Genomic DNA, 26,802 nt, shown 5'->3' with positions numbered 1-26,802 from the left:
CATGGCGAGGAAGCTGGTCAGCACGGCCGGGCTGACCCGCTTCGGCTGTCTCGTCGCCGTCCTGGTCACCGTCGGCCTGCTGCCCTGGCTCTCGCGCCGGGACCCGGCGCTCACCGTGCTGCGTGCCCGGTCGGCCGAGCAGGAGGCGACCGAGGAGGCCCTGTCCGCGATCCGCGAGGACCTCGGTCTGGGCGCCGGCCCCCTTTCCCTGCTGGGGAGGTGGGCCTCGGACCTGCTGCACGGCGACCTCGGCACCTCCTGGGTGTCCGGGACCGACGTCCTGCCGTCCGTCGTCACCGGGCTCCAGGTGTCGCTGGGCCTGATGGGCGCGGCACTCGGCGTCGCGGTCGTGCTGGCCGCCGTGCTGGTGGCGCCGGTACTGGTGCGGGGACGCGGGTCGGCCGGGGCGCTCGCCGCGATGCTGGCCGCCGTGCCCGAGTTCCTGCTGGCCACGGTCGCGCTGCTGGTGTGCGGGGTGTGGCTGGGGTGGCTGCCGACGGCCGGCTGGGCGGGCCCCGAGTACCTGGTGCTGCCCGCGATCGCCCTCGGCGTCCCGGCGGGCGGTCTGCTCGGCCGGCTGGTCGCGGACGCGCTGCCCGCCGTGCTCGACGAGCGGTGGGTGGAGCTGTGGCGGGGTGCGGGAGTGAGCCGTACGCGGATCTCGGCGGCCGCCCTCAAGCGCGTACTGCCTCCACTGGTACCGCAGTTCGGGATGGTCGCCGTCGGCCTGACCGGCGGCGCGGTCGCGGTGGAGATGGTGTTCGCGGTGCCCGGCATCGGCCGTACGGCGCTCGGCGCGGCCAAGTCGCAGGACCTGCCGCTGCTCCAGGGCTCGGTCCTGGCCCTGCTGCTGCTCGGCCTGGTCGCGGGTGCGCTGGCGGTCGGCGTACGGCGCCGGCTGCTGGGCCCCGCTCTGCGGGACGCCGGGCTGACGCTGCCGCCGGCCCGTCCGGTCCGTACGCACCCGGCGATCCCGTTGACGCTGTTCAGCGTCCTCGCCGTGACCATCGGCTCGGGCCTGCTGCGCGACCCGTACACCGTGCAGACCACCGCCCGTCTCGCCGCCCCCTCCTGGGCGCACCCGCTCGGCACCGACGCCCTGGGCCGCGACGTGCTCGCCCGGCTCGGTCACGGCGCCGCCTCGACGGTCGGCACGGCCGCCGCCATCTGTGCGCTGAGCCTGCTCGTCGCGCTCACGCTGGGCTTCCTGCCCGGCATCGCGGCAGGAGCGGCCGACATCGCCAACGCCCTGCCCCCGGTGATCGTCGGCATCCTGGTCGCCGCGGCGGCCGGTCCCGGCACCGGCGGCGCGGCCCTCGCCGTCGCCCTGATCTCCTGGCCGCCCCTGTCCGCCCACGCGGCGGCACTGGTGCAGGAGGTGCGGGCATCGGCGTTCCTCACCGCCCAACGAGCCATGGGCGCGACCCCGTTGTGGATCCTCACCCGGCACGTCCTGCCGTCCGTCGCCGCCCCGGTCGCCCGCCACGCCCTGCTGCGCCTGCCCGGCATCGCCCTCGCCCTGGCGTCCCTCGGCTTCCTGGGCCTGGGCGCCCAGCCACCCGCCCCCGAGTGGGGCCTCCTGCTCGACGAGTCCCGCGCCTACGTCGAGCGCGCCCCCTGGGCGGCCCTCGCCCCGGCCGTCGCGCTGGCCCTGCTGGCGGGGCTGGCGGTGTCGGCAGCGGCGGCCGTACAGGGGAGGCGGCCGGCCCGTGAGGCCGACGGTGCCTCCAGGGCCGAGCGCGGCGCACACGTCGTACGGAAGGAGACCTCCGTTGGAGCCTGAGCGCCCCACCGAACCGCTGCTGTCGGTGCGCGATCTGCGGATCGCCTTCGCCGGGGTCGAGGCCGTGCGCGGTCTCTCCTTCGACATCCGCCCACGCGAAGTGCTCGCGATCGTCGGCGAGTCGGGCGCCGGCAAGTCCCTCACGGCCCGGGCCCTGCTGGGCATGCTGCCCCGGGGCGCGACGACGGGCGGAACGATCGAGCCGGACCTCGCGGCCCACCGCGGCCGCCGTATCTCCCTCGTCCCGCAGGACGCCCTGTCCGCCCTGTCCCCCGTGCACCCGGTCGGCGACCAACTCGCCGCCGCCGTGCGGTCGGTGGCCCGCGTCTCGCGCAAAGAGGCCCGGACCCGGGCGATCACCGCGCTCGACCGGGTCGGCATCCCGGACGCCGCCCGCAAGGCGCGGGCATATCCGCACGAGTACTCCGGCGGGATGCGGCAGCGCGCCGTCATCGCCATGGCGACGATCAACGAACCCGACGTCGTCGTCGCCGACGAACCCACCACCGCCCTGGACGAGGAGCACCGCGACCAGGTGCTGCGGGTGCTCGCCGAGCAGCGGGAGGCGGTCGGGGCCGCGCTCGTGCTCGTCACCCACGACATGGACGTCGTACGGGACCACGCGGACCGCGTGCTGGTGATGTACGCCGGCCGGCTCACCGAACTCGGCCCGGCGGACGCGGTACTGGCCCGCCCCCGCGCCCCGTACACGGCGGGCCTGCTGGCCTCCCTCCCCCAGCACGCACCCCCCGGCCGCCGCCTCCCCGCCCTGCGCGGCACCCCGCCCGCCCCGGGCACCCTCCCCCCGGGCTGCGCCTTCAGCCCGCGCTGCCCGCTCGCGGCGGACCTCTGCCATACGGTGGAGCCGAAGCCCCAGGAGGTGGAGGGACGCCTGGTGGCCTGTCACCGCTGGCCCGAACTCCCCTACCCGGCAACGGAGTTGTTCCATGAGTGACGCCCTGCTCGAGGTTCGCGACCTGGTGGTCCGCTACGGCGATGTGACTGCCGTCGACCACGTCTCGTTCACCCTGGCCGCCGGCGAGACGCTCGCCCTGGGCGGCCCCTCCGGCTGCGGCAAGTCCTCCACGGCCCTCGCGGCCCTCCAGCTGCGCCGCCCGCACGCCGGTGAAGTCCTCTTTGAGGGACGGGAGTTGACGACCCTCACCGAACGCGAGCTACGCCCGATCCGCCCGCGCATGCAGCCCGTCTTCCAGGACCCGTACGGCTCACTGAGCCCCCGCCACCGCATCCGCGACGCGGTGGCGGAACCACTGAAGGTGCAGGGCCGCTGGAACGGCACCGACGGCCCCGCCCGCGTCGCCCAACTCCTCGACCGGGTGGGCCTCGACCCGTCGTACGGCGACCGCCACCCGCACGAACTCTCCGGTGGCCAGTGCCAACGCGTCGGAATCGCCCGTGCGCTGGCGTCCGAACCGCGCCTGCTGGTCCTGGACGAGCCGGTCTCGGCCCTCGATCCCTCGGTGCGGGCCGGCGTGCTGAACCTGCTCGCCGACCTCCAGGACGACCTCGGCCTCGGCTACCTGTTCATCTGCCACGACCGGGCGGTCGTACGGCATTTCGCGGACCGGGCGATCGAGATGCGCGAGGGGCGCGTCATTTGCGCGTAGCGGCCTCGATCACCTGGCGCAGGCCTTCGGTGAGCTGCTGCGCGCTGGGCGCGGTCTTGGGGTCGAAGGTCCACTGGGCGATGAGCCCCGTCATCAGGGTCACGTACAGCATGCCGAGGGTGTCGGCGGTCTCGTCCGGGACGTCCTCCTCGCGCCCGCCCATGAGCATCGGCACGAACCCGCGCCCGGCCTCCCGCTGGGCCCGCGCCAAGTAGTCGCGCACCTCGGGCAGTTGGTCGCCCATGACCACGATCTCCATGCTCAGATGCCAGATCGATCCCGGCTCCCGCATGGTGGCGATGACGTTCGCCCACACCTCCCGGAACCGTTCGAGGGAACCGGGCTCGGCACTCATGGCGGCCCCGTCCCCCTCGAAGGCGTCACCCATCCCCTCGGCCAGCGACACGTACGCCTGCGCCAGCAACGCGTCCTTCGATCCGTAGTGGTAGCCGATCGACGCCAGGTTGGTTCCGGACTCCTTGACGATGTCGCGCGCGGTCGTGCGCACGAAGCCCTTCGCCAGCAGGCAGCGCTTGGCGCCTTCGAGCAGATCCTCACGGTGTCCCATGCCGACCACCCTACCGCCGATCCATACACGCGTCATATACAAGCGTCCTAGACAAGCGTTTAAGACGCGCGTACATTCCCTGACATGACAACAAACCCGACGAGCACGACCACGCCTCCATCCGCCCGAGCCGGCCGCCGCGAATGGACCGCCCTCGGCGTGCTGATGCTTCCGCTGCTGCTCGTCTCCATGGACGTCTCCGTCCTCTACTTCGCGGTTCCGGCGATCAGCGCGGACCTGGAGCCGAGCGGCACCCAGCAGCTGTGGATCTTCGACATCTACGCCTTCGTGCTGGCCGGCCTGCTGATGACGATGGGCTCGCTCGGCGACCGCATCGGCCACCGCCGACTCCTGCTGATCGGCGCCGCCGCCTTCGGCACCGCCTCGCTGGTGGCGGCGTACGCGAACAGCGCCGAGACCCTGATCGCGGCCCGCGCGGTCCTCGGCATCGGCGGCGCGACCCTGATGCCGTCGACGATGGCCATACTCCGCACGATGTTCACCGACCCCGCGCAGCGCGCGAAGGCGATCGGCATGTGGTCCGGCGTGATGACGGCCGGGATCGCCCTCGGCTCGGTGATGAGCGGGGTGCTGGTCGAGCACTTCTGGTGGGGCTCGGTCTTCCTGGTCAACCTGCCCTCGATGGCCTTGCTGCTGGCCCTCGGCCCGATCCTGCTCCCCGAGTCCAAGGATCTCGCGCCCGGCCGTTTCGACTGGCTGAGCGTTCCCCTGTCGATGGCGGCGGTGCTTCCCGTGGTCTACGGCCTGAAGGAGATCCCGTCCGAGGGCTGGAACGTCCGCTACGTCGTCTCGATCACCGTCGGCCTGCTGTTCGCGGCCCTTTTCGTCCACCGCCAGCGCACGGCCGCAGCACCGATGATCTCCCCGGACCTGTTCCGCGGACGGGGCTTCGCGCCCTCCGTGGGCCTCAACCTCGTCTGCATGTTCGCGGTGATGGGCTCGTCCTACTTCACCACGCAGTACCTGCAGTCGGTGCTCGGCAAGGGCGCGCTGGAGGCGGCCTTGTGGGCCCTGCTGCCGTCGGTGCCGATCGGGGCGGCGGGGCCGGTCGCGACCCAGCTGGTGCAGAAGGGCGTCAACCGGGCCTACGTCGTCGCCGCGGGTTTCGCGATCGCCGCGACCGGTTTCGTACTGCTGTCCCTCGCCGGCACGGACTCGTTGTGGCTGGTGCTGACCGCGTGCGCGGTCCTCGCTGTCGGAGGCGTCACCGTGATGTCCCAGATCATGGACCTCGCGATGGGCTCCGCCCCGGTGGAACGGGCGGGGTCCGCGTCCTCCCTGCTGGAGACCGGTGCCGAGTTCGGCGGCGCCCTCGGTATGGCCGTCCTCGGCTCGATCGGCACGGCGATCTACCGGCACGAGATCCCGGCGTCGGCGCCGGACGCGGCGCACGAGACGCTGGGCGGCGCGCTGGCGGTCGCCGACCGGGTCCCGGGACTGGCGACGGCGGCGCGGGAGGCGTTCACCAGCGGGATGCAGGGGGCGGCGATCGCGGGAGCGGTACTGCTGGCGGGCGCGGCGGGGCTGGCGGCGGTCGCACTGCGCCGGGTCGAGGTGCCGGAGGGCTCATGCGAAACGCCGGACGCGCCGAGCAAGCTCAGCGCGTCCGGCGTTCGATAGAACTCAGACCAGGTTCACAGCGCGGGCGGACGTCGCCCCGATCTCCTCGGCGACCTCGGTCAGCACCCCGGCGGGCACCGTGTCGTCGACGGTCAGGACGGCCAGCGCCTCACCACCGGCGACGGCACGCGAGACCTGCATGCCGGCGATGTTGATGCCGGCTTCGCCGAAGATGCGGCCGACGGTGCCGACGACACCCGGACGGTCCTCGTACTTCAGGACGGCCATGTGGTCGGCGAGCGCGAGGTCGACGTCGTAGTCGCCGACCGCGACGATCTTCTGCAGGTGCTTCGGGCCGGCCAGCGTGCCGGAGACCGACACCTCCTCGCCGTTGCCAAGCGTGCCGCGCACGGTGACGACGTTGCGGTGGTCGGTGGCCTCCGAGCTGGTGGTCAGCCGCACCTCGACGCCGCGCTCCTGGGCGAACAGCGGGGCGTTGACGTACGACACCGTCTCGTCGACGACGTCCTCGAAGACACCCTTGAGGGCGCTGAGCTCCAGCACCTTCACGTCGTGCTGGGTGATCTCGCCGTACACCTCGACGTCGAGGCGGACCGCGACCTCACCGGCGAGCGCCGTGAAGATACGGCCCAGGCGCTCGGCGAGCGGCAGACCCGGCTTGACGTCCTCGGCGATGACGCCGCCCTGGACGTTGACCGCGTCGGGCACGAGCTCACCGGCGAGGGCGAGGCGCACCGAGCGGGCGACGGCGATACCGGCCTTCTCCTGCGCCTCGTCGGTGGAGGCACCGAGGTGCGGGGTGGCGACGACCTGGTCGAACTCGAACAGCGGGGAGTCCGTGCAGGGCTCCTTCGCGTACACGTCGAGACCGGCGCCGGCGACGCGGCCCTCCTTGAGGGCGGAGTACAGCGCCTCCTCGTCGACGATCCCGCCGCGCGCGGCGTTGACGATGCGCACGCTCGGCTTGACCTTGCGCAGCGCCTCGTCGCCGATGAGGCCGACGGTCTCAGGGGTCTTGGGCAGGTGGACGGTGATGAAGTCGGAGACCTCGAGCAGCTCGTCCAGCGACAGCACCTTGACACCCATCTGGGCGGCACGCGCGGGCTGGATGTAGGGGTCGTAGGCGACGACCTTCATCCCGAAGCCGGACATGCGCTGAGCGACCAGCGCACCGATCCGGCCCAGACCCACGACACCGAGGGTCTTCTCGGCGAGCTCCACACCCGTGTACTTGCTGCGCTTCCACTCGCCGTTCTTCAGCGCGGCGTTGGCCTGCGGGATGTGGCGGGCGGTGGCGACGAGGAGACCGCAGGCCAGCTCGGCGGCGGTCACGATGTTCGAGGTGGGGGCGTTGACGACCATCACGCCGGCCTTGGTGGCGGCGGAGACGTCGACGTTGTCGAGGCCGACGCCGGCTCGCGCGACGACCTTGAGCTTCTTGGCGGCGGCGATCGCCTCGGCATCGACCTTGGTGGCGGAGCGGATCAGGATCGCGTCCACGTCGGCGATGGCGGGCAGCAGCTCGGCCCGGTCGGCGCCGTTGCAGTGCCGGATCTCGAAGTCCGGACCAAGCGCGTCCACGGTCGCGGGCGAAAGCTCTTCAGCGATGAGTACGACGGGTTTCGAGCTCACGTGAGTCCTCACATGTCCAATGCGGACGGCCGTCCCGACGGCCGCATGCGGTGGAGGGTTAGTGGCCGCGTGGAAGACGCACGACGCTGTGGGCCTGACGCGTATGTAGTACGGCAGTGTAGTGGCGCATCGTGGGTCGTCCTGCGCCGCTGTGTAAGGATCACCCGTCCGTGATGCGACGGGTTGGACAACGGGGCCGGAGCGGCATGCTCCGGCCCCGCCGGCTGAGGCTTACGCCTCTTCGTTCACCCAGCTCATGAGCTTGCGCAGCTCCTTGCCGGTGGTCTCCAGCAGGTGCTCGGAGTCCTGCTGCTTGTACTCGTTGTACTTCTTCAGACCGCCGTGGTACTCGTCCATCCAGGCCTGGGCGAAGGTGCCGTCCTGGATCTCGGCGAGGACCTTCTTCATCTCGGCCTTGGTGGCGTCGGTGATGATCCGCGGGCCGGTGACGTAGTCGCCCCACTCGGCGGTCTCGGAGATCGACCAGCGCATCTTCTCCAGGCCGCCCTCGTACATGAGGTCCACGATCAGCTTCAGCTCGTGCAGGCACTCGAAGTACGCGATCTCCGGCTGGTAGCCGGCCTCGGTCAGCGTCTCGAACCCGGCCTTCACCAGCGCGGCGGTGCCACCACACAGGACGGCCTGCTCACCGAACAGGTCGGTCTCGGTCTCCTCGGTGAAGGTCGTCTTGATGACGCCGGCACGGGTGCCACCGATGCCCTTGGCGTACGACAGCGCGAGCGCGAAGGCGTTGCCCGTCGCGTCCTGCTCGACGGCGGCGATGCACGGAACGCCGCGGCCCTCCTCGTACTGGCGGCGGACCAGGTGGCCCGGGCCCTTGGGGGCGACCATGCAGACGTCGACGCCGGCCGGCGGCTTGATGAAGCCGTAGCGGATGTTCAGGCCGTGGCCGAAGAACAGCGCGTCGCCGTCGTTCAGGTTCGGCGCGATGTGCTCCTCGTAGACCTGGGCCTGGATCGGGTCCGGGACGAGGATCATGATGACGTCGGCCTCGGCGGCGGCCTCCGACGGCGTCACCACGCGCAGGCCCTGCTCCTCGGCCTTCGCCTTGGACTTGGAGCCCTCGTGCAGACCGACGCGGACGTCGACACCCGAGTCACGGAGCGACAGCGCGTGGGCGTGGCCCTGGCTGCCGTAACCGATGACCGCGACCTTGCGGCCCTGGATGATGGACAGGTCGGCGTCGGCGTCGTAGAACAGCTCGGCCACTTTGGGTTCTCTCCTTGTGTGCAGGTGTTGCTCCCACCGTATGACGGCGGGGGTGAGGGAGGTCTCGGGGTCTCGGAATGCGGGCGGCCGGTGAGGTGCCGACCGCCCGATTCCGGTCGTACGTGAATCTTCTACGAGTCGCTCGTGCGGAGGCTCGCGACGAGCCGTACGGGACTCAGGCCGAGCGGTCGAGGGCGCGCAGCGACCGGTCCGTGATCGAACGCGCACCGCGTCCGATCGCGATCGTGCCGGACTGGACGAGCTCCTTGATGCCGTACGGCTCCAGCATCTTCAGCATGGCCGACAGCTTCTCGCTGCTGCCGGTGGCCTCGATGGTGACGGCCTCCGGGGAGACGTCGACGGTCTTGGCGCGGAACAGCTGGACGATCTCGACGATCTGGGAGCGCGTCTCGTTGTCGGCGCGCACCTTCACCAGAACGAGTTCGCGCTGAACGGCCGAACCCGGCTCCAGCTCGACGATCTTCAGCACGTTGACCAGCTTGTTGAGCTGCTTGGTCACCTGCTCCAGCGGGAGGTCCTCCACGCCCACGACGATGGTGATGCGGGAGATGTCGGGGTGCTCGGTGACACCGACCGCGAGCGAGTCGATGTTGAAGCCGCGGCGGGAGAACAGGGCGGCGATCCGGGCGAGGATGCCCGGTGTGTTCTCCACCAGGACGGAGAGCGTGTGCTTGGACATGATCTCTTTGCTCTTCCTCGCTCAGTCGTCTTCGTTGTCGCCGAAGTCGGGGCGGACGTCCCGAGCGGCCATGATCTCGTCGTTGGAGGTGCCTGCGGCGACCATCGGCCACACCATCGCGTCCTCGTGGACGATGAAGTCGATGACGACCGGGCGGTCGTTGATGGAGTTCGCCTCTTCGATGACCTTGTCGAGGTCCTCCGGCGACTCGCAGCGGATCGCGTAGCAGCCCATGGCCTCCGACAGCTTGACGAAGTCGGGGACGCGGGTGCCGGCGCTCGGCTGCTTGCCGTCGGCCTCGGGGCCGGAGTGCAGCACGGTGTTGGAGTAGCGCTGGTTGTAGAAGAGGGTCTGCCACTGGCGGACCATCCCGAGGGCGCCGTTGTTGATGATGGCGACCTTGATCGGGATGTTGTTCAGGGCGCAGGTGGTGAGTTCCTGATTGGTCATCTGGAAGCAGCCGTCGCCGTCGATCGCCCAGACCGTCTTGTCCGGGGCTCCGGCCTTGGCGCCCATCGCGGCCGGGACCGCGTAGCCCATGGTTCCGGCGCCGCCGGAGTTCAGCCAGGTGGCGGGCTTGTCGTACTGGATGAAGTGCGCGGCCCACATCTGGTGCTGGCCGACGCCCGCCGCGAAGATCGTGCCCTCCGGCGCGAGCTGACCGACGCGCTCGATGACCTGCTGCGGGGAGAGCGAGCCGTCCTCGGGCTGGTCGTAGCCGAGCGGGTAGGTCTCGCGCCAGCGGTTGAGGTCGTGCCACCAGGCGCTGTAGTCGCCCTGGTGGCCCTCGGCGTGCTCCTTCTGGACGGCCTGGACCAGGTCGGCGATGACCTCGCGGGCGTCACCGACGATCGGCACGTCGGCGGCACGGTTCTTGCCGATCTCGGCCGGGTCGATGTCGGCGTGGACGATCTTGGCGTACGGGGCGAAGCTGTCCAGCTTGCCGGTGACGCGGTCGTCGAAGCGGGCTCCGAGGGCAACGATCAGGTCGGCCTTCTGCAGCGCGGTGACGGCGGTGACCGCACCGTGCATGCCCGGCATTCCCACGTGCAGCGGGTGGCTGTCGGGGAATGCGCCGAGCGCCATCAGGGTGGTGGTGACGGGCGCTCCGGTGAGTTCCGCGAGGACCTTCAGCTCGGCGGTGGCGCCGGCCTTGATCACGCCGCCGCCGACGTACAGGACGGGGCGCTTCGCGGCGGTGATCAGCTTGGCGGCCTCGCGGATCTGCTTGGCGTGCGGCTTGGTGACGGGCCGGTAGCCGGGCAGGTCCATGGTGGGCGGCCAGGAGAAGGTGGTCTTCGCCTGGAGGGCGTCCTTGGAGATGTCGACCAGGACCGGTCCGGGGCGGCCGGTGGCGGCGATGTGGAACGCCTGCGCGATGACCCGCGGGATGTCCTCGGCCTTGGTGACCAGGAAGTTGTGCTTGGTGATCGGCATGGTGATGCCGACGATGTCCGCCTCCTGGAAGGCGTCCGTACCGATCGCCTTGGAGGCCACCTGCCCGGTGATCGCCACGAGCGGCACCGAGTCCATGTGGGCGTCCGCGATCGGCGTCACCAGGTTGGTCGCACCGGGGCCGGAGGTCGCCATGCAGACGCCGACCCTGCCGGTGGCCTGTGCGTAACCGGTGGCGGCGTGGCCGGCGCCCTGCTCGTGGCGGACCAGGACGTGGCGGACCTTGGTGGAGTCCATCAGCGGGTCGTACGCCGGAAGGATCGCACCACCCGGAATGCCGAATACCGTGCCGGCGCCGACCTCCTCGAGCGAACGGATGAGGGACTGCGCACCCGTGACGTGCTCGGGGGCGGACTGCTGTCCTCCGGATCGGGGCCGCGGCTGCGGGTGATGGGCCCCGGTGGCCTGCTCGGTCATCGGCATTCTCTTCTCGATGCTGAGGGTTTTTGCGAGGTTTGGGCGGAGTTTCGGTGCTGCACGACTCGTGCCTGTGCAACAAAAAACCCCTCGTGCCATAAGGCAAGCGAGGGGAGCGCGCCGGGTGTGGAGGCTGGGAGTTCCGGGTCTGTCCGGACGTCACCAGCTTCAGCCGACGCGCTTTCCAAGTACGAGAATTCGGGTGCGCATGGCACTGACCCTCCCCCCGGCACGCACCCACTGTCAAGTGGGTGGGACGGGAGTCTCATTATGTGAGCGAAGGGCACTTCCGCCTCCGAGAACAGCGGTCACACCACCGGTGTACACCCCCGCGCCGCCACCCGCGAACGCGGGCTCCGCCGGTCCGTGCGGCACCGGATAGCGGCCGGAACCGAGCGCCCGGCGCAGCCGGTACTCGTCCAGCGGACCGGAGAACGCCATGCCCTGCCCGTGCGTGCACCCCATCGCGCGCAGTGCGACGACCTGCTCCGGCAGGTCCACGCCCTCGGCCACGGACTGCAGCCCGAGGTCGCCGGCGATCCGCAGCAGCCCACCGGTGATCTTGTGCAGCCGCGCGGACTCGACGACTCCCTCGACCAGACCGCGGTCGAGCCTGAGTACGTCGACGGGAAGCCGGCGCAGGGCCGTGAGCGCCGCGTACCCGCTGCCGAAGCCGTCCAGGGCGATCCGGACACCGAGTCTGCGCAGGCCGCTCAGGCGGCGCTCCAGTTCGTCCAGCGAGACACGGGGGTCGAGGTCGGACAGCTCGATGATCAGTGACCCGGACGGCAGCCCGTGCCGGGTCAGCAGCGCCTCGATCGAGCCGAGCGGCATCGACCGGTCCAGCAGCCGCCGCGCACCCACCCGCACGGCGACGGGTACGGCGAGCCCGGTCGCGGTGCGCTCGGCGGCCTGCTCGACGGCCTCCTCCAGCATCCAGCGGCCCAGCTCGGCGGTCTTGTCGCTGTCCTCGGCCACCCGCAGGAACTCGGCGGGCGTGAACAGCACCCCTTGCGAGGACCGCCAGCGCGCCTGGGTGGCGACCGACGTGATCCGGCCGTCCTCCAGACACACCACCGGCTGGTGCAGCAGCGCGAACTCGCCGTCGTGCAGCGCGGCACGCAGGCGCGTGGCCAGCTCCGCCTTGCGTACGACGTCCTGCTGCATCTGCGGCTTGTACAGCTCGACGCGGCCCTTGCCGCCCGCCTTGGCGCGGTACATGGCCAGGTCGGCGTTGCGCAGCAGCTCGCCCGCGCCGAGGCCCGGCTCGGCGAAGGCGACGCCGATGGAGGCGTTGACACGGACATCGTTGCCGTCGATGAGGTACGGCTGTGACAGCGTCCCTCTGAGTCGGTCCGCGAGCTCCAGGATGTGTCCTTCGCGGGCGGTGCGGTCGCGGGTGTTGTCCCCGGCGATCAGGGCCGCGAACTCGTCGCCGCCCAGCCGGGACGCGGTGTCCCCGCCCCGGACCGCCTCCTGGAGTCTGCGGGCGGCCTGGACGAGCAACTCGTCCCCGGCCTGGTGTCCGATCGTGTCGTTGACGCCCTTGAAGCCGTCGAGGTCGATGAAGAGGACGGCCGTGTTGCGCAGGGCCAGACCCCGGTCGGAGGCGCGGCGGCCGGACAGGGCCTGCTGCACGCGCTTGGTGAACAGCGCGCGGTTGGGCAGGTCGGTGAGCGGGTCGTGCTCGGCGTTGTGCTGGAGCTGCGCCTGCAGGCGCACTCTTTCGGTCACGTCCCGGCTGTTGAAGATGAGGCCGCCGTGGTGCCGGTTGACGGTCGATTCGACGTTGAGCCACCCGTCCTCGCCGGACCGGAAGCGGCACTCGATGCGCGTAGTGGGTTCCTCAAGGGGGCTGGCGGCGAGGAAGCGGCGCACCTCGTGCACCACGCAGCCCAGGTCCTCCGGGTGGATGAGATTGGCCAGTTCCGTACCCACCAGCTCCTCGGCGGTGCGGCCGTAGACCCCGGCGGCGGCCGGGGAGACATAGCGGAGCATGCCGTTGGGCGCGGCGATCATGATGACGTCGCTGGAGCCCTGCACCAGGGAGCGGAAGTGGTTCTCCTTCTGCGCCAGCTCCTGGGTGAGGGTGATGTTGTCGAGCAGCATGATGCCCTGGCGCACCACGAGGGCGAGCACGACCGTGCCCCCGGTGATGAGGACCACGCGGTCGACGCTGCGGCCGTTGAGGACGTTGTAGAGGATCCCCAGCGTGCAGACGGCGGCGGCGAGGTACGGCGTGAGCGCGGCCAGGGAGCCGGCGATCGGCCGGTTGGCCGGGTACCGGCTGTGCTCACCTCCCTGCGCGGGCGTGTGGTGATGGCTTCCGCCGCGCTGTCCGGGCACGTGCTCGTGCACCACGCGCGTGTGCCCCGACCCGTCCTGCCGTTCGCTCTCTCCGCTCCGGGGCGCGGCCCACGGGGCGTAGGCCAGGAGCAGTGAGCCGGCGAACCAGCCCGCGTCGAGCAGCTGGCCGGAGCGGTAGCTGTTGTGCAGCAGCGGCGAGGTGAACAGGGCGTCGCACATCACGGTCAGGGCGAGCGCGCCGATCGCGGTGTTGACCGCGGTGCGGTTCGCCGACGAGCGGCGGAAGTGCAGTGCGAGCACCATGCTGACCAGGGCGATGTCGAGCAGCGGGTAGGCGAGCGAGAGCGCGGTGTGCGCCACGCTCGCTCCCCCGCTCGAGTCGAGCTTGGCCGCCTGGGCGAGGGCGAGGCTCCACGCCAGGGTCAGCAGGGAGCCGCCGATCAGCCAGGCGTCCAGCCCGAGGCAGACCCAGCCGGCCTTCGTCACCGGCCGCTTGGCGAGCACCAGGAGGCCCACGATGGCGGGCGGCGCGAAGCACAGGAAGAACCCGTCGGCGTAGGAGGGGCTGGGCACGGGCTGCTCCAGGACGACCTCGTACCACCCCCAGACCAGGTTGCCGAGGGCCGCCATGGCGGAGGAGAGGGCGAACAGCAGCCAGGCCGGCCGGAACCGGATACGGCGGCTACGGGCGTAGCGGAAGCAGGACACGGCGGCGGCGGCGGCCGCGGCGGCCAGCCCGAAGTCGCCCATGATCAGCGCGACTTGGTCCGAGCCCCAGCCGACCGCGGAACCGACGGCGTATCCCGCGCACACCAGGGCCAGAACGAGCTGGCGGACGAACCCCTTGCCGCCGCCGAAGGACGGCCGGCGAGGCAGCATCGCGGCCGACGAGGACGGTGCCCGCAGCGCTCCGTCGAGGGTGGTCGTACCAGACGGTGGCGAGCTCACCGGGCCCTCCCGGTCCGCGCAGCTCCCGGATCCCGAGGGTCCTGGTGCGCTGGGTGCGCATGCCGCCTGCGGCTGCTGTGCCTGCGGGGGTGATGGCTGTGACGGCAGCCGTGAACGCCGTGATGGCCGCGTCTGCGCGCGGACGTGTCCCAGGGTCGTCGGCGGCGGCCCCGCCGCGTCGGGTCGTTGGTCCATAGGCCGTGCATCGCCCGTCGCCCCCCTCACAAATCTGAAATATCCATCCCCGGCGCCGAACGTGCGCGGCGCAACCCCTGTCCGGACGATACACCAGTCTCGTCACTCAGGGACATAGCGCCTCTACGCTCCGTGACGACCAGCGCATATGCGAGTACGGACCGCTTCCGAGAGGTTGCGGAGGGTACCCGAAGCGGATTACGCCCCTGTTGTAAGGATCACGTTGCGCAGGGGCTCCCGGTTCACGAAACGACTCAACTGGTCCACCAGCAGCCTCTTCGCGCGCGGCAGGAACGCCGACGTCGGCCCGCCCACGTGCGGGCTGATCAGCACGCCCGGCGCACGCCACAGGGGGTGTTCCCGGGGCAGCGGCTCGGGGTCGGTGACGTCCAGGGCGGCGGTGATGCGACCGGCCTCCAGCTCGGCGAGCAGCGCCTTGGTGTCGACGACGGCTCCACGGGCGACGTTGACCAGCAGCGCGCCGTCCTTCATCCGGGCGAGGAAGTCGGCGTCGGCCAGGTGCCGGGTGGCGTCCGTCAGGGGTGTGGACAGGATGACGACGTCCGCTTCCGGGAGCAGGGCGGGCAGTTCGGTGAGCGGATGCACGGGTCCGCGCGCCGTGGTGCGCTCAGAGCGCGCGACGCGCGCCACCCGCGCAGGTTCAAAGGGTGCGAGCCGGTCCTCGATCGCGGCCCCGATCGAGCCGTATCCCACGATGAGGACGCTCTTGTCCGCCAGCGCGGGCCGGAATCCGCCGAGCCACTCCCCCTTGTCCTGGGCGCGCACGAAGTCGGGGATGCCGCGCAGCGAGGCGAGGATCAGCGTGAGGGTGAGCTCGGCGGTGCTCGCCTCGTGCACCCCGCGCGCATTGCACAGCTTCACGCCCGGCGGCAGGTATTTGAGGCCCGCCTCCACGTGGTCGATGCCGGCGGAGAGCGTCTGCACGACCTGCACCGAGCTCATCTCCGGCAGGGGGCGCTGCCCGAGCGCGGGCGCCTTCATGTACGGGACGACGTAGAAGGCGCATTCGGCCGGGTCGGCGGGGAAGTCCTCGGCGCCGTTCCAGAAGCGGTAGCCCAGGCCCTCGGGGAGACCCTCGATCTCTTCCGGCGGGATGGGGAGCCACACATCAGCAGTCATGCACAGGAGGCTATGTCAGGCGAACAGGTGTGCAGAGGTTAGGTTGGGGTGCCGGAAGAGGGAGGGTTACGGCCAGGTGGAGCGCAGGACGATGGGCGCGGCGGCACTCGCGGTGGGAGCCGTCGGGCTCGGGTGCATGCCGATGAGCTGGGCGTACAGCTCCTCACGGCAGCGGGGCGAGGAGTCGCTCAGGGCGGTGCACCGGGCGCTCGATCTGGGCTCGTCGCTGCTGGACACGGCCGATATGTACGGTCCGTTCACCAACGAGCTGCTGCTGGGGCGGGCGTTGAAGGAGCGCCGCCAGGACGCGTTCGTGTCGACCAAGGTCGGCCTGCTGGTGGGCGAACAGCACATCGTGGCCAACGGCCGTCCCGGCTATGTGAAGCGGGCGTGCGACGCCTCTCTGCGCCGCCTGCAGACGGACGTGATCGACCTCTACCAACTGCACCGCGCCGATCCCGAAATCCCGGTCGAGGAGACGTGGGGCGCGATGGCGGAGCTCGTCCGGGCCGGAAAGGTACGGTCGTTGGGGCTGTGCGCGGTGGGCGCGCGGGGTGGCCGCCGCTCGGGAACCCGCCTGCACGACGGGACGATCCGCCAGTTGCAGCGGGTGCAGCAGGTCTTTCCGGTCAGCGCCGTGCAGGCGGAGCTGTCGGTGTGGTCGCCGGAGGCCCTGGAGACGCTGCTGCCGTGGTGCGAGGCACGCGACGTCGGCTTCCTGGCGGCCATGCCCCTGGGCAACGGCTTCCTCACGGGCACGCTGACCCCGGGCCAGGGCTTCGAACCGGACGACGTCCGCGCCCGGCACCCGCGCTTCACCGCGGAGATGATGGCGGCGAACCAGCCGATAGTGGCCGGCCTGCGCCGGATCGCGGCCCGGCACGGCGACGGGGTCACGCCCGCACAGGTGGCACTGGCGTGGGTGCTGGCGCAGGGGCGGCACGTGGTTCCGGTGCCCGGGGCCAAACAGGAGCGCTGGGTGACCGAGAACGCGGGGGCCGAGGGAGTGCGGCTGACGGCGCAGGACCTGGCGGAGGTGGCGGAGCTGCCGCGGGCGCTGGGGTCCTGGGACTGACATTCGCCGGGCTCAGGTCCGGCACTTCCCGGGAGGGACCGGAACCGGCCGGGGACCGGGGGGCGGTGGTTCAAGGTTCATGGATCGGGAACCTGTGAGGCGCGAGCGGTGTAAGAAAAGTAGAACCCGCCGCGTCGAAGGGACCTTGATCGTGCAACGTCGAGTTGTGACGGCCGTAATGGCCACGGCCGCGCTCCTGCTGACGGTCAGCTGTTCCTCCGACGACGGGGGATCACCCGGGCAGGGCGGAAGCGCGGCATCGAGCACTGCGGGTTCGGGGTCGTCGCCCTCCCGGCGGACGGCCGATCAGGCCCCGCCGGCACAGGGCTCGGCCAAGGTGCTGCGCACGGTCACCGAGGGCCTGAACACGCCCTGGGGCCTGGCCCCGCTCCCCGACGGCGACCTGCTCGTCTCCTCCCGCGACGAGGCCACGGTCACGCGGGTCGACGGGGAGACGGGCAAGAAGACCGAGCTGGGCGAGGTCCCGGGGGTGTCCCCGGCGGGCGAGGGCGGCCTCATGGGCCTGGCGCTGTCGCCGGACTACGCCTCGGACCACATGATCTACGCCTACTTCACCTCGGCCTCGGACAACCGCATCGTCCGGATGCTGTACGACGAGCAGAAGCCGTCCGGCGAACAGCTGGGCGCACCCGACACGATCTTCAAGGGCATCCCCAAGGGCTTCATCCACAACGGCGGCCGGATCGCCTTCGGCCCGGACAAGATGCTGTACGCGGGCACGGGCGAGAGCGGCGACACGGGCCTGTCCCAGGACAAGGAGTCCATGGGCGGCAAGATCCTGCGCCTGACACCGGAAGGTGAACCGGCCCCGGGCAACCCCTTCCCCGACTCCCCCGTGTACTCATACGGCCACCGCAACGTCCAGGGCCTGGCCTGGGACTCCGAACAGCGCCTGTTCGCCGCGGAGTTCGGCCAGGACACCTGGGACGAGCTGAACGCGATCAAGCCGGGCGACAACTACGGCTGGCCGGAGGCCGAGGGCAAGTCCGACGACGCCAAGTACCACAACCCGCTGGCCCAGTGGGGCACGGACGATGCCTCCCCCAGCGGCATCGCCCATGCCGAGGGCTCCATCTGGATGGCGGGCCTGAAGGGCCAGCGCCTGTGGCGCATCCCCCTGAGCGGCACGGAGGCCTCGGCGGACCCGCAGGCCTTCCTGGCGAGCGAGTACGGCCGGCTGCGGACGGTGGTGTCGGCGGGCGGCGACAAGCTGTGGGTGACGACGAGCAACACCGACGGGCGGGGCAGCCCGAAGGACGGGGACGACAGAATTCTGGAGGTGCAGGTGAGCTGAGGAGCGGCCCTCAGCCCTCCCCTTCGCCGTCCTCGCCGTCCTCGCCGTCCTCCTCGGCCGACGGCTCGGGCCGTCGTACGACGACCTTCCCGGACGCGAGATCTATCGGTCCGCGCCCGGGGTCGTTGTCGCCGACGTCTTCGCGGGTCAGTTCCAGACGGTTCTGTTCGTCGCGGGTGTGTTTGCGGCCGGGTGCGAAGAGTTCCTCGAACGCGTTGAACACGGAGCCTCCCGGGGCCATCGTCCCTTACAGCGTAAACCTCAGCTGCTCGTCCCAGACGTGAGCGTTTCGGCCGGAAACAACCCCATCCGATGCGCCACCGCGGCTGCCTCCCCCCTCCCCGAGACGCCGAGCTTCCCCAGAATGTTCGACACGTGGACGCTGGCCGTCTTCGGCGAGATGAAGAGTTCCTCGGCGATCTGGCGGTTGGTGCGGCCGTTGGAGACCAGGCGCAGGACGTCTCGTTCCCGGGTGGTGAGGCCGAGGGAGTCGGCGGGGTCGGTCGCGGGCAGGGGTGGGGCTGTGGTGAGGGTGAGGCGGGCTCGCTGGGCCAGGTGGGTCGTGGCGTCGGCGAGGGGGCGGGCGCCCAGGTGGGCGGCGGTGGCCCGGGTCAGGCGGAGCAGTTCCGTGGCGCGGGCGCGCTCGTCCTCGCCGCCGATCGCGAGCAGGGCCTCGGCCAGGCGGTGGCGGATCCGGGCGAGGTCGTAGGGGCGCTCCAGGGCTTCGAAGGCGGTGATCACGTCGGACCAGGTGTCGGGGGTGGCCCGGTTCTCGGCCCGGTCGAGTTCGGCTCGGGTCCACTTCTCGTAGGCCAGCCACAGGGGCGCGCCCGTGGTGAGTTTGCGGGTGGCCACGAAGAGCCGTTCCAGGAAGGCGGCGCGGCCCTCCTGCGCGGCGGGCAGCGCGTGGGCACGGGCGTCGGACTCGACGACGGCGGCGGCCAGCAGCAGCGGCCAGGCATAACGCTGGGTGCCGGGCGGGAAACCGGCGCTCAGGACCCGGTCGGCCTCCGCGCGGGCGTCGAGGAGGCGGCCCTCGGCGGCGGCTATACCGAGGGCGAGGATGGACATCGGCAGGTTGTTCTGCGGCATGGGGTCATGGGTGCCGTAGGAGGCGCGGGCGGTGGCGAGATGGCGGGCGGCCTCAGCGAGCTCGCCGCGGGCGAGCGCGAGGCGGGCCAGGCTGTTGGAGCCGCCGCCGTGAGGCTTCGCGGACTGCCCGGTCCGCTGGGCGTTGACGGCGGCCTGCGCGGCCTCGTCCCAGCGGCCGAGGGAGATCAGTGTCTCGGCGAGGTTCGCCCAGACCCAGGCCTCGGAGTCGCGCAGTCCCATCTCCTGTGTCAGCCGCAGGCCCTCGCGAAGGATGCCGACGGCGTCCTCGGATCGGCCGATGCCTTCCAGGACGGACGGCAGGTTCACATGGCTGCGCCCGACCACGGCGGTGAGGCCGCGTGCCAGTACCTCGTCCCTGACCTCGTACATCTGGGCCAGGCCGGCCTCGATGTCCCCGGCCTCGACCATGAGTCCGCCGAGGGTGAGGCGCGCGTTCAGTTCGATGTCCTCGGCGCCCACCATGCGCGCGTACTCGACGGCCCGCTCGGCGGCCGACATGGCGTCGGGGCCGGGGTCGCGCAGCATCGACCAGTTGGCCGCCGTGGCCAGTACCTCGGCATGCACCTCGGACGGCGGCAGACCGCGCACCAGCTCCCGGGCGGTGCCAAGCTCCTTCCAGCCGTCACCGCGCGCCTGCGCCTGGACCAGCCGGGACCGCTGGACCCAGAACCAGGCGGCGCGCAGCGGGTCGTTCTCGTCCTCCAGCAGGTGCAGGGCCCGTTTGGTGATCTTCAGGGCGCGTTCGCGCTCCCCGCACAGCCGTCCGGCGACGGCGGCCTCGGCCATCAGGTCGAGGTAGCGCAGGGGTGTGGTCGCGGGGTCGCAGCCGCAGGGCGGGTAGACCTCGGTGTAGTCGACGGGGCGCAGCGAGGCCCTGACGTCCTGCGGCGCGGAGTCCCACAGCTCCATCGCTCGTTCCAGCAGCCGCAGTTGCTCGGAGTGGGCGTGCCGGCGGCGGGCGGTGACGGAGGCGTCCAGGACGGCGGGCAGGGCCTTGGCCGGGTCGTGGGCGTGGTACCAGTAGCTGGCCAGCCGCATGACGCGCTCGTCGGCGGGGACGAGCGTCGGGTCGGCCTCCAGGGCTTCGGCGTAGCGGCGGTTGAGGCGGGAGCGCTCGCCGGGCAGCAGGTCGTCGCCGACGGCCTCGCGGACCAGGGAGTGGCGGAAGCGGTAGCCGTCGCCGCCGGGCGCGGCGATGAGGATGTTGGCGTTGACGGCGGCCCGCAGCGCCTCGATGAGGTCGTCCTCGGCGAGCTGGGCGACGGCGGCGAGCAGCCGGTACTCGACGGTGGAGCCGCCCTCGGCGACGATCCGGGCGACCCGCTGGGCGGCCTCGGGCAGCCTTTCCACCCGTACGAGGAGCAGGTCGCGCAGGGAGTCGGTGAGGCCCGTGCGGCAGCCTTCATGGGCGGCGACGGCGAGTTCCTCGACGAAGAAGGCGTTGCCGTCGGAGCGTTCGAAGATCTCGTCGACCTGGGCCGGGTCGGGTTCGGTGGCGAGGATGCCGGCGATCTGGCGGCCGACCTCGGTGCGGTTGAAGCGGCCGAGTTCGATCCGGCGGACCGTGCGGAGCCGGTCGAGTTCGGCGAGGAGCGGGCGCAGCGGGTGGCGGCGGTGGATGTCGTCGGAGCGGTAGGTGGCCAGGACGACGAGGCGGCCGGTGCGCAGAGTGCGGAAGAGATAGGCGAGGAGGTGGCGGGTGGAGGCGTCGGCCCAGTGCAGGTCCTCCAGGGCGAGGACGACGGTGCGGCCCGCGGCGACGCGCTCCAGGAGGCGGGCGGTGAGCTCGAAGAGGCGGGCCATGCCCTCCTCGTCGGACCGGTCCGCCCCTCGGGAGAGAGCCGTATCGCTCAACTCGGGCAGCAGTCGGGCCAGTTCCTCCTCCTGACCTGCGGCCCCGTCGGCAAGCTCGCCGGGGAGTTCGCGCCGCAGTGCTCGTAGCGCGGTGGAGAACGGGGCGAAGGGCAGCCCGTCGGCGCCGATCTCGACGCAGCCGCCGAGCGCGACGACGGCGCCCTCGCGGCCGGCGGCGGTGGCGAACTCCTCGACGAGACGCGTCTTGCCGACCCCGGCCTCACCCCCGATCACCAACGCCTGCGGGTCGCCCTCGGCGGCTCGGGCGAGGGCGTCGTTCAGCGTCTCCAACTCGGTTGCACGGCCGACGAACACGGGACTTACGGACCTGCTTTCCACGGGCCCGAGCATCGCATGCGGCATCGGCAGTGCGGCACCGCTTTTCGCCGGGCTCGGCGTCGGTGGTGCCGTACCGGCCCTCGCCCCCGTCTCCCCCGCCTTCACGCGGCGCGTGGATGCCGGTGCCTGCGGAGGCGCCACGTATGTGCCTCCGCGTCCGCCGAGCCCTCGGCGGAGCGCTTCGCGGCGCGGCGGGCGGTGCGGCGGCCGCGGACGGCCTCGCGGACCAGGCGTTCGTGCTCGGCCTGGCGGATCAGTTCGGCGGCACGGAGGTGCTGGAGCTCGTACTGGTACATGGCGGATCCCTCGTTTTTCCTGGTGAGAGTCGGATTTCGGGCTCGCTCGGTGCGATGCCTCAACCTTCGTCTCCCAGGCGGGTCCGCCACATCGGGAGAGTTCCGCATCTTCGGCGGCGGGCGGTGCCTTAGACACGTCTAAGGGGCCTCAGGGCGCCGTCCGATGTGCTTACGGCGGCCCTGAGGCCCCTCGGGACCTGCGGTGATTCAGCTGATTCAGCCCACTGACGGCAGGCCGAGCAGGACGTCGGTGTACTTCAGTACGGCCAGCAGGAGGCCGATGACGCCCAGCGAGACGCCGCCCCAGGCGACCGACTTGATCCACACGGCCTGCGGCTTGCCCGGCGCCCCGAACGCGGGCCGGGCGAGCACGACGACGCCGACGATCAGCGCGGCGAGCGCGAAGACGCCGGCCCACAGGGCGGTGGCGTTCCAGGCGTCGCCGTAGCCCTGCTCAAGCAGCTTGGAGACGTTCTGGGACGACGACGTCGAGGACTCCAGCTGGGCGACGAGGGACTGCCGCGCGGCGGCGACCGTACCGAGCCAGCCACCGCTCAGGGAGACGAGGCCGAGCGCCGCGGAGACGACCGCGCCCGCGCCCTGGCCGACGCCGGAGGGGCCCGCTTCCGTCGCCTCGGCGGCCACCTCCTCCTCGACCTCGTCGGTCTCCGTCGCCTCGTCGGCGTCGCTGGAGTCGGTGGCGTCGGTCGTCTTGACGACGTCCACCTTCTCCTCGTCGGTCTTCGTCTCGGTGCCGGTTCCGGCGCCCGTCTCGTCCACTGTCTTCGTTCCCATGCCTCGCACCGTACGGACGCTGTCTGAGAAGTCTCTTAATGATCGAGAGGCCTCTTAATGATCCTTGTGAGCGGCACGCGTGCGTGCCTCACGCCACTCGGGGGCCAGGATCGACCACACCTCGAGGTCGTGCCGCACCCCACGATAGGGGTAGCTCTCCCGCCGCACGCCATCGCGGGTCATGCCAAGGCGCCGGGCCACGTTCAGGCTGGGCGTGTTCCCCGCGGAGGCGATCCACTCGACGCGGTGGATGCCGCGCTGCTCGATCGCGAAGTCGATGAGCACGCGCATCGCGCGCGTGATGAGCCCACGCCCGGTGCCCGCGGGTTCCAGCCAGCAGCCGACCTCGCAGTTGCCGTTCTCCGCCTCGAAGTTGAGGAAGAGCACGCCGCCCACGAGTTTTCCGTCCAGCCAGATGCCGTGCAGGGACCCGGTGTCGGCGGCGCGCATGTCGGCGTACCGCTGGAGTACCTCGCGCGCGGAGTCGACATCGACGGCCTTGGAGCCGAAGGGGACGTACTGGTTGATGAAGTCCCTCCCCCGCTCCAGGTGGGCCAGGAACTCCTCGGCGTGCCAGGGCTCCAGGGGACGCAGTTCGGCTCCGTCGTCACCCAGCGATATCGCGTACATCCCGCTGCCGCTCCTCCTCCGCCAGCACGTCCGCCACCTCGGCGTCCGTCACGGCGGCCAGCCTCTCATGGGCGGCACGGGACTCGGGCGGCTCGATGCTGATGCGGGGCATGCGCTCGTCGAGCCAGCGGGGCAGCCACCAGTTGGCGCCGCCGAGCATGTGCATCAGGGCGGGGACGAGGAGCGTGCGCAGGACGAAGGCGTCCAGGGCGACGGCGGCGGCCAGCGCGATGCCGAACATGGCGATCACGCGGTCGCCGCTGAGGACGAAGGCGAGGAAGACCGAGATCATGATGACCGCGGCGGAGTTGATCACCCGGCCGGTCTCGGCGAGGCCGATCCGGACGGCCCGCCGGTTGTCTCCGGTCTCCAGCCACTCCTCGTACATCCGGCTGACCAGGAAGACCTGGTAGTCCATGGAGAGGCCGAACAGCACCGACACCATGATGACCGGCAGGAAGGGCTCGATCGGGCCCGCGCGGCCCAGCCCCAGCAGCTCGCTCCCCCAGCCCCACTGGAAGATCGCCACGACGACGCCGAAGGCGGCGGCGACCGCGGCCACGTTCATCACCGCGGCCTTCAGGGGGATGCCGACGGACCGGAAGGCGAGCAGGAGCAGCAGACAGCCCAGGCCGATGACGACGCCGACGAACAGCGGCAGCTTGCCGACGATCACGTCGGCGAAGTCGTCGTAGCCGGCCGTCATGCCGCCGACGTGCACATCGAGTGAGGTGCCGGTCTCGGCGCGCGGCAGGACCTCGGAGCGCAGCCGGTCGACGAGGTCGCTGGTCTGCTGCGACTGCGGGGAGGACTCCGGTACGACGGTGAGGTACGCGGTGTCGCCGCCGGTGTTGTACGTCACCGGCGTCACCGACGCGACGCCTTCGGTGGTGCGCAGGGTGGCGTCGAGGTTGTCGAGGGCGAGCTTGTCGTCGCCGCCGTCGACCTTGGTGACCAGGGTGAGGGGGCCGTTCACGCCGGGGCCGAAGCCCTCGGCGAGGAGGTCGTAGGCCTGGCGTGTGGTGGAGGACTCGGGGTTGTTGCCCTGGTCGGAGGTGCCCAGGCGCAGGCCGAGGGTGGGCAGGGCGAGGACCGTGATGACGGCCAGGGCGATCGCGCCGAGCACCTTGGGGTGGCGCTCCACGAACGCCGACCAGCGGGCGGCGAACCCGGTCGGCAGCTCGGGCTCGGGACCGTGCTCCGTCAGCCGGCGCCGCTCGCGACGGCTCAGGGCGTGCATGCCGATGAAGGACAGCAGGGCGGGCAGCAGGGTCACGGAGGCGGCGACCGTCAGGACCACGGTCAGCGAGGCGGCGATCGCGACGCCGTTGAGGAAGCTGAGCTGGAGGATCAGCATCCCGAGCAGGGCGATGCACACGGTGGCACCCGCGAACACGACCGCGCGTCCGGTGGTCGCCACGGCGTTGGTGATCGACTCGGTGACGGTCAGCCCGCGTTTCAGTCCGCGCCGGTGCCGGGTGACGATGAACAGGGCGTAGTCGATGCCGACGCCGAGCCCGATGAGCATCCCGAGCATGGGCGCGAAGTCGGCGACGGTCATGGCGTGCCCGAGCAGCACGATCCCGGCGTACGCGGTGCCGACGCTGACCAGCGCGGTGGCGATGGGCAGCAGCGAGGCGGCGAGCGAGCCGAAGGCGAGGAACAGCACGACCGCGGCGACGGCCACCCCGACGACCTCGGCGAGATGCCCGCCCGGCGACTCGGTGAGCCCGACCGCGCTGCCGCCCAGCTCCACCTGGAGTCCGTCGGCCTCGGCGGCCTCGGCCGCGCTCACCACGGCCTGCGCCTCGCCCTTGTCGAGGGTCTCGGCGCTGCCGTCGAAGGTGACGGTGGCGTACGCCGTGTGCCCGTCCTCGCTGATCTGCGCGGCGCCCTGCTTGTCGTACGGGCTGCCCACGGCCGCGACGCCGGGCAGTTCCGCGATCTCGTCCAGGGTGCGGGTCATGGTCTGTTCGACGTCGACCGCGCGGACCGTCCCGGAGTCGGTGTGCCAGACAACGGTGTCGCTGTCGCCGCCGAGGCCGGGGAAGCCGTCCTCAAGCAGCTGGGTGGCGCGGCCCGACTCGGTGCCGGGGACCTCGTAGTCGTTCGAGTACGCGGAGCCCGTCACGGCGGCGGCCGCGCTCACCCCGCCGAAGGCCAGGAGCCACAGCAGAACAGGGAGGAGGCGGCGTTGTACACACCAGCGTGCAAGGGCTGCCACGAACGAGCTCCCGGGGGCGATTTATGGATCTTTGACCGGGAACAGTCGTTCATGAAGTGAACAGCCCGCAAAGAACGCGTGAGCGATGTGCAGCAAACTCTTGCAGGCGAAAATGATCGTTTGCCGCGTTCGTGGGTTTATTCACACAAGTGGGAGGCAGATCACAGGACAGTAACGGCCACTCTGTCGTTCGTGAGTGACGCCTTCCACATCAGTCGAACTGATCCCCCAGCGCCATCACCATCACACCCGTCACGAGCAGCCACAGCGCCCGGCGCGTACGACCCCGCGAACCGAGGAACGCGGCGAGCGCGCAGACGGCGGCGCCGAACGCATAGGCGGCCGGGACGAGGGCCGGGGCGGACCCGGAGGCCCGTATCGCCGACGCGGACAGCCCGGCAAGGGTCAGAAGCACCCCGGCGACAGCAGCCGTCCAGCGGGCCCGCCGCGCCACCTGCGCCGGATCCTCGCCGTCCGCCAGCTCCTCGACGCGCTCGTCCTCAGGCGTCCTGGTCCGGTCCTCCCCCGTCTCGGATATCTCGGAATCACCGCGTCCACTCATGGCGGGCGAGCGTAGCGCGTCGCGCTGAGAAATCGGATGCCGGTCCGCAGGGCGGGCTGCTAGCTTCCGAAGGTCAGCCGTTCCCGCGGCACATCGCCGCCGACCTGGGCAGGTGCATTGTTTGAGCGTCCGGCCGAGCTCCTCCGTACCCCTCTCCGCCTTCCAGGACTCAAGGAGCCCGTTCACCGATGCCAGACATCACCCCGAGGACCTCGAGTGAGGACCTCACCAAGCGGCTGACCCACGCCCGCTACCCGCGCAGCAACAGCTACGACGTCCGCTGGGTCATCGACAACCAGATGGGCCCGAACGCGCTGTGGCTGCTGGAGTGGCTGGCCCCCGCCCTCGGCCTGGACGCCCTGCGCCCCTGCGCACGCGTCCTCGACCTGGGCTGCGGCCGGGCGATGACCTCCGTCTTCCTGGCCAGGGAGTACCACGCCCAGGTCACCGCCGCCGACCTGTGGGTCAAGCCCGACGAGAACGCCCTGCGCATCGCCGAGGCCGGTTTCGCCGACCGTGTGCTGCCCGTGCACGCCGAGGCGCACGACCTGCCGTTCGCCGAGGGCAGCTTCGACGCGATCGTGAGCATCGACGCGTACCAGTACTTCGGCACCGCCGACCTCTATCTGCCCACGCTCACCCGGCTGTTGAAGCCCGGCGGGCGGATCGGTGTCGTCGTGCCCGCGCTGCGGGAGGAGCCGGAGGGCACCGAGCCTCCGGAGCATCTGAAGCCCTACTGGGAGCCCGACTTCTGGTGCTTCCACACCGCCGACTGGTGGCGGCGCCACTGGACGCGCAGCGGGGCCGTGGAGGTCGAGACCGCCGACTGGCTGGAAGACGGCTGGCGGGACTGGCTGCTGTGGTGCGACGTGATCGCCGAGGAGAGCCCGGAGGAGTTCCATCGCACGATGGCCCGCCGGGTCGGCGAGATGGTACGGCTCGACGAGGGCCGCGCGCTGGGCTTCGTACGGCTCGTAGGCCGCCGTATCTGAGA

At 71.2% G+C, this 26,802-nt stretch carries 21 protein-coding genes; 7 read left to right on the top strand and 14 right to left on the bottom strand.

Annotation, left to right across the window (positions count from 1 at the left end; all coding sequences use genetic code 11):
- Nucleotide 1: 1 nt before the first annotated feature.
- Genes PBV52_RS34175 through PBV52_RS34165 form a run of 3 tightly spaced genes read left to right on the top strand, consistent with a single transcriptional unit; the run spans nucleotide 2 to nucleotide 3,411 of the window.
- Entirely contained in the window at nucleotides 2-1,783 is a 1,782-nt protein-coding gene (locus tag PBV52_RS34175; protein ID WP_274243593.1) for an ABC transporter permease subunit, read from the top strand.
- A complete protein-coding gene (locus tag PBV52_RS34170) occupies nucleotides 1,773-2,738 on the top strand; it encodes an ABC transporter ATP-binding protein (protein WP_274243592.1) in 966 nt (321 codons plus the stop codon). The genes PBV52_RS34175 and PBV52_RS34170 overlap by 11 nt, the downstream gene beginning before the upstream one ends.
- The gene (locus tag PBV52_RS34165) at nucleotides 2,731-3,411 is read left to right on the top strand and encodes a dipeptide/oligopeptide/nickel ABC transporter ATP-binding protein (protein ID WP_274243591.1); all 681 of its coding nucleotides are present in this window, start codon (nucleotides 2,731-2,733) and stop codon (nucleotides 3,409-3,411) included. Before PBV52_RS34170 ends, PBV52_RS34165 begins: the two co-directional genes overlap by 8 nt.
- Here the strand turns inward: PBV52_RS34165 and PBV52_RS34160 are convergent.
- Entirely contained in the window at nucleotides 3,398-3,979 is a 582-nt protein-coding gene (locus tag PBV52_RS34160; RefSeq protein WP_274243590.1) for a TetR/AcrR family transcriptional regulator, read from the bottom strand. The genes PBV52_RS34165 and PBV52_RS34160 overlap by 14 nt on opposite strands.
- Nucleotides 3,980-4,063: 84 nt before the next feature.
- Between PBV52_RS34160 and PBV52_RS34155 the strand changes: the two genes are divergently transcribed.
- Nucleotides 4,064-5,620, top strand: coding sequence for an MFS transporter (locus tag PBV52_RS34155; protein ID WP_274243589.1), 1,557 nt, complete (start codon nucleotides 4,064-4,066; stop codon nucleotides 5,618-5,620).
- 3 nt (nucleotides 5,621-5,623) lie between these two features.
- On the opposite strand, the gene serA is transcribed toward PBV52_RS34155, so the two are convergent.
- From serA to PBV52_RS34125, 6 genes are all read right to left on the bottom strand, one after another.
- The gene (serA, locus tag PBV52_RS34150; RefSeq protein WP_062708932.1) at nucleotides 5,624-7,213 is read right to left on the bottom strand and encodes a phosphoglycerate dehydrogenase; all 1,590 of its coding nucleotides are present in this window, start codon (nucleotides 7,211-7,213) and stop codon (nucleotides 5,624-5,626) included.
- A 231-nt stretch (nucleotides 7,214-7,444) separates the two neighbouring features.
- The gene (gene ilvC, locus PBV52_RS34145) at nucleotides 7,445-8,443 is read right to left on the bottom strand and encodes a ketol-acid reductoisomerase (protein ID WP_274243588.1); all 999 of its coding nucleotides are present in this window, start codon (nucleotides 8,441-8,443) and stop codon (nucleotides 7,445-7,447) included.
- Nucleotides 8,444-8,618: 175 nt separating this feature from the next.
- The gene (gene ilvN / locus PBV52_RS34140) at nucleotides 8,619-9,143 is read right to left on the bottom strand and encodes an acetolactate synthase small subunit (RefSeq protein ID WP_187821043.1); all 525 of its coding nucleotides are present in this window, start codon (nucleotides 9,141-9,143) and stop codon (nucleotides 8,619-8,621) included.
- A 21-nt stretch (nucleotides 9,144-9,164) separates the two neighbouring features.
- Entirely contained in the window at nucleotides 9,165-11,021 is a 1,857-nt protein-coding gene (locus tag PBV52_RS34135) for an acetolactate synthase large subunit (RefSeq protein WP_274243587.1), read from the bottom strand.
- A gap of 237 nt (nucleotides 11,022-11,258) precedes the next feature.
- Nucleotides 11,259-14,270: a bifunctional diguanylate cyclase/phosphodiesterase gene (locus PBV52_RS34130; RefSeq protein WP_274243586.1), complete on the bottom strand. Its 3,012-nt coding sequence runs from the start codon at nucleotides 14,268-14,270 to the stop codon at nucleotides 11,259-11,261.
- 393 nt (nucleotides 14,271-14,663) lie between these two features.
- A complete protein-coding gene (locus PBV52_RS34125) occupies nucleotides 14,664-15,605 on the bottom strand; it encodes a 2-hydroxyacid dehydrogenase (protein ID WP_274243585.1) in 942 nt (313 codons plus the stop codon).
- 76 nt (nucleotides 15,606-15,681) lie between these two features.
- On the opposite strand from PBV52_RS34125, the gene PBV52_RS34120 reads away from it, so the two are divergent.
- Nucleotides 15,682-16,680: an aldo/keto reductase gene (locus PBV52_RS34120; RefSeq protein ID WP_274243584.1), complete on the top strand. Its 999-nt coding sequence runs from the start codon at nucleotides 15,682-15,684 to the stop codon at nucleotides 16,678-16,680.
- Nucleotides 16,681-16,846: 166 nt separating this feature from the next.
- Entirely contained in the window at nucleotides 16,847-17,995 is a 1,149-nt protein-coding gene (locus tag PBV52_RS34115) for a sorbosone dehydrogenase family protein (protein ID WP_274243583.1), read from the top strand.
- A 10-nt stretch (nucleotides 17,996-18,005) separates the two neighbouring features.
- Here PBV52_RS34115 and PBV52_RS34110 read toward each other — a convergent pair whose 3' ends face one another.
- The 7 genes from PBV52_RS34110 to PBV52_RS34080 all read right to left on the bottom strand — a co-directional run bounded on the left by PBV52_RS34110 (nucleotide 18,006) and on the right by PBV52_RS34080 (nucleotide 25,808).
- Complete coding sequence (locus PBV52_RS34110) at nucleotides 18,006-18,218, bottom strand: DUF6191 domain-containing protein (protein ID WP_274243582.1); 213 nt, start codon at nucleotides 18,216-18,218, stop codon at nucleotides 18,006-18,008.
- 38 nt (nucleotides 18,219-18,256) lie between these two features.
- The gene (locus PBV52_RS34105; protein WP_306801454.1) at nucleotides 18,257-21,313 is read right to left on the bottom strand and encodes an AAA family ATPase; all 3,057 of its coding nucleotides are present in this window, start codon (nucleotides 21,311-21,313) and stop codon (nucleotides 18,257-18,259) included.
- An 89-nt stretch (nucleotides 21,314-21,402) separates the two neighbouring features.
- On the bottom strand, nucleotides 21,403-21,597 hold the full coding sequence (locus PBV52_RS34100; protein ID WP_274243580.1) for a hypothetical protein: 195 nt from the start codon (nucleotides 21,595-21,597) through the stop codon (nucleotides 21,403-21,405).
- Between the two features lie 216 nt (nucleotides 21,598-21,813).
- Entirely contained in the window at nucleotides 21,814-22,392 is a 579-nt protein-coding gene (locus tag PBV52_RS34095; protein ID WP_274243579.1) for a hypothetical protein, read from the bottom strand.
- Between the two features lie 54 nt (nucleotides 22,393-22,446).
- Nucleotides 22,447-23,022: a GNAT family N-acetyltransferase gene (locus PBV52_RS34090; protein WP_274243578.1), complete on the bottom strand. Its 576-nt coding sequence runs from the start codon at nucleotides 23,020-23,022 to the stop codon at nucleotides 22,447-22,449.
- A complete protein-coding gene (locus PBV52_RS34085; RefSeq protein WP_274243577.1) occupies nucleotides 23,000-25,246 on the bottom strand; it encodes an MMPL family transporter in 2,247 nt (748 codons plus the stop codon). The genes PBV52_RS34090 and PBV52_RS34085 overlap by 23 nt, the downstream gene beginning before the upstream one ends.
- Before the next feature lie 211 nt (nucleotides 25,247-25,457).
- Nucleotides 25,458-25,808, bottom strand: coding sequence for a hypothetical protein (locus PBV52_RS34080; RefSeq protein WP_274243576.1), 351 nt, complete (start codon nucleotides 25,806-25,808; stop codon nucleotides 25,458-25,460).
- Between the two features lie 188 nt (nucleotides 25,809-25,996).
- Here PBV52_RS34080 and PBV52_RS34075 point away from each other — a divergent pair, with 188 nt between their 5' ends.
- Nucleotides 25,997-26,800 (top strand): cyclopropane-fatty-acyl-phospholipid synthase family protein, encoded by an 804-nt coding sequence (locus PBV52_RS34075; protein WP_274243575.1) that lies wholly within the window; start codon nucleotides 25,997-25,999, stop codon nucleotides 26,798-26,800.
- Nucleotides 26,801-26,802: the final 2 nt, after the last annotated feature.

Origin of the sequence: Streptomyces sp. T12 (genome assembly GCF_028736035.1) — a bacterium.
Classification (GTDB): domain Bacteria; phylum Actinomycetota; class Actinomycetes; order Streptomycetales; family Streptomycetaceae; genus Streptomyces.
This window is presented reverse-complemented; position numbering and strand designations above follow the sequence as displayed.

Coding starts and splice junctions, on each gene's coding strand:
- PBV52_RS34175 (WP_274243593.1), top strand. CDS start 2: ATGGCGAGGAAGCTGGTCAGCACGGCCGGGCTGACCCGCTTCGGCTGT.
- PBV52_RS34165 (WP_274243591.1), top strand. CDS start 2,731: ATGAGTGACGCCCTGCTCGAGGTTCGCGACCTGGTGGTCCGCTACGGC.
- PBV52_RS34160 (WP_274243590.1), bottom strand. CDS start 3,979: ATGGGACACCGTGAGGATCTGCTCGAAGGCGCCAAGCGCTGCCTGCTG.
- PBV52_RS34155 (WP_274243589.1), top strand. CDS start 4,064: ATGACAACAAACCCGACGAGCACGACCACGCCTCCATCCGCCCGAGCC.
- ilvN (WP_187821043.1), bottom strand. CDS start 9,143: ATGTCCAAGCACACGCTCTCCGTCCTGGTGGAGAACACACCGGGCATC.
- PBV52_RS34135 (WP_274243587.1), bottom strand. CDS start 11,021: ATGCCGATGACCGAGCAGGCCACCGGGGCCCATCACCCGCAGCCGCGG.
- PBV52_RS34125 (WP_274243585.1), bottom strand. CDS start 15,605: ATGACTGCTGATGTGTGGCTCCCCATCCCGCCGGAAGAGATCGAGGGT.
- PBV52_RS34105 (WP_306801454.1), bottom strand. CDS start 21,313: ATGCTCGGGCCCGTGGAAAGCAGGTCCGTAAGTCCCGTGTTCGTCGGC.
- PBV52_RS34100 (WP_274243580.1), bottom strand. CDS start 21,597: ATGTACCAGTACGAGCTCCAGCACCTCCGTGCCGCCGAACTGATCCGC.
- PBV52_RS34095 (WP_274243579.1), bottom strand. CDS start 22,392: ATGGGAACGAAGACAGTGGACGAGACGGGCGCCGGAACCGGCACCGAG.
- PBV52_RS34090 (WP_274243578.1), bottom strand. CDS start 23,022: ATGTACGCGATATCGCTGGGTGACGACGGAGCCGAACTGCGTCCCCTG.
- PBV52_RS34080 (WP_274243576.1), bottom strand. CDS start 25,808: ATGAGTGGACGCGGTGATTCCGAGATATCCGAGACGGGGGAGGACCGG.
- PBV52_RS34075 (WP_274243575.1), top strand. CDS start 25,997: ATGCCAGACATCACCCCGAGGACCTCGAGTGAGGACCTCACCAAGCGG.